This is a genomic window from Actinoallomurus acaciae (assembly GCF_042429965.1).
Taxonomy (GTDB): Bacteria; Actinomycetota; Actinomycetes; order Streptosporangiales; family Streptosporangiaceae; genus Actinoallomurus; species Actinoallomurus acaciae.
On record NZ_JBHLZP010000870.1, the window covers coordinates 1 to 2,163 of the forward strand.

Genomic DNA, 2,163 nt, shown 5'->3' on the forward strand with positions numbered 1-2,163 from the left:
GGCGGCTCGGCCATCGCCGCCCGCGCGATGCGGGAGATGCCCCTCGGCGTACCGAAGCTGCTGGGGCGGCTCGGCCATCGCCGCCCGCGCGATGCGGGAGATGCCCCTCGGCGTACCGAAGCTGCTGGTGTCGACCATGGCGTCGGGCGACGTGTCCCCTTACGTGGGGGCCAAGGACGTCACGCTGATGTACAGCGTCGTGGACATCGCCGGTGTCAACCGGGTGTCGCGGCGCATCCTCGGCAACGCGGCGGCGGCCGTCGCCGGGATGGCCACGGCGCCCGTCGCGGGCGGCACCGATGACCGGCCGCTGGTCGCCGCGTCCATGTTCGGCGTCACCACGCCCGCCGTCGAGACGGCGCGGGCCCGGCTGGAGGAACTCGGCTACGAGGTGCTGGTCTTCCACGCCACCGGAGCGGGCGGCCGGGCGCTGGAGGGGCTGGCCGGGAGCGGGATGCTGGCCGGGGTGCTCGACCTGACCACCACCGAGCTCGCCGACGATCTGGTCGGCGGGGTGCTGTCGGCCGGGGCGGACCGGCTGACCGCCGCGGGTGCGCACGGCGTTCCGCAGGCGGTCGCGCCGGGTGCCCTGGACATGGTCAACTTCGGCCCTCGCGACACCGTGCCGGACCGTTTCGAGGGCCGCGACCTGTACGTTCACAACCCGGCGGTGACGCTCATGCGCACCACGACCGAGGAGATGGCCGAGCTGGGCCGGCGCGTCGCCGGGAAGCTGCGGGCGGCGCGCGGCCCGGTCGCGCTGTACCTGCCGCGCCGGGGAGTGTCCGCGCTGGACGCCGACGGCGCCGCGTTCCGGCGGCCCGAGGCGGACGCGGCGTGCTTCGCCGAGCTGGCCGCGGGCGTGGCCGGGTCGTCCGTGGAAGTGGTCGACCTCGACCTGCACATCAACGACCCGGAGTTCGCCCGGGCCATGGCCGAACGGCTGGACCGAATGATCAAAGCTCAGGGAGGGACCGCGTGAACCGCAGCATCGCACTGGACCGCCTCCGCGGATCGGTCGCGGCAGGCGCCCCGATCATCGGCGCCGGGGCCGGCACCGGCCTGTCGGCCAAGTGCGCCGAGGCCGGTGGCGCCGACCTGATCATCATCTACAACTCGGGCCGCTACCGGATGGCCGGCCGGGGCTCGCTGGCCGGGCTGATGCCCTACGGCGACGCCAACCAGATCGTCCTCGACATGGCGGGCGAGGTGCTGCCGGTGGTCCGCGACACCCCGGTCCTGGCCGGGGTGTGCGGCACCGACCCGTTCCGGCTGATGCCCCGGTTCCTGGACCGGCTCGCCGAGACGGGCTTCGCCGGGGTGCAGAACTTCCCCACGGTCGGCCTGATCGACGGGGTGTTCCGGCAGAACCTGGAAGAGACCGGCATGGGCTTCGAACTGGAGGTCGACATGATCCGGCTCGCCGCCGAGCGGGAGATGCTGACCGCGCCCTACGTCTTCGACCCCGCCCAGGCCGAGGCGATGGCGGCGGCCGGCGCCGACGTGCTGGTGCCGCACATGGGCCTGACCACCAAGGGCAGCATCGGCGCGAGCACCGCGATCGGCCTGGACGAGGCGGTCGAGCGCGTCCAGGCGATGCGCGACGCGGCGGTGGCCGTCCGCCCGGACGTCATCGTGTTGTGCCACGGCGGCCCCATCGCCGAGCCGGCCGACGCGGCCCACGTGCTGGAGCACACCACGGGCGTGGCCGGCTTCTTCGGGGCCTCCTCGGTCGAACGGCTACCGACCGAACAGGCCATCACCGCCCAGGTGTCCGCCTTCAAGTCGCTGAACCTCTGAAGGGACCGCCATGCACGTCAGGCCGGTACCGTCCCGGAATGGTCGCGGGCCTGGTCGGGGATCTGACCCGCACCGCTATTCGGTGGTCGTGTGGACGTGGCGCGCGAGGTGGGAGACGTCCGGGTGGGGGTGGACGCGGAGACGGCGCAGCAGCCCCCGCCAGGGTGCCGACCATCCGGTGCGGGGTCCGCAGGCGTGGGTGAGCGCCACGGCGGCGACTCCGGCGGCGAGGTCGTCGCGTTCGGCCGCGGCGGTCGCGTGGGGGAGCACGTCGGCGGGGTCCGGCGTGTCCGCGCGGGGAGAGAACGCCTCGGCCGCGTGGGTGTCCCGGATGGGCATCGGCGCGAACGCCTCGCCGCCGCC

The 2,163-nt window shown here is 74.2% G+C and carries 3 protein-coding genes; 2 read left to right on the forward strand and 1 reads right to left on the reverse strand.

Annotation, left to right across the window (positions count from 1 at the left end):
* The first annotated feature begins 76 nt into the window (after positions 1-76).
* Together ACFFNX_RS48285 and ACFFNX_RS48290 are read left to right on the forward strand one after the other, a co-directional pair.
* Positions 77-982 carry a Tm-1-like ATP-binding domain-containing protein gene (locus ACFFNX_RS48285; RefSeq protein ID WP_446678565.1) on the forward strand — a complete coding sequence of 302 codons (906 nt, stop codon included), beginning with the start codon at positions 77-79 and terminating at the stop codon, positions 980-982.
* Complete coding sequence (locus ACFFNX_RS48290; RefSeq protein ID WP_378213165.1) at positions 979-1,800, forward strand: phosphoenolpyruvate hydrolase family protein; 822 nt, start codon at positions 979-981, stop codon at positions 1,798-1,800. Before ACFFNX_RS48285 ends, ACFFNX_RS48290 begins: the two co-directional genes overlap by 4 nt.
* Before the next feature lie 75 nt (positions 1,801-1,875).
* Here the strand turns inward: ACFFNX_RS48290 and ACFFNX_RS48295 are convergent.
* The coding region (locus ACFFNX_RS48295; RefSeq protein WP_378213167.1) for a hypothetical protein at positions 1,876-2,163 on the reverse strand (288 nt) is incomplete at its 5' end.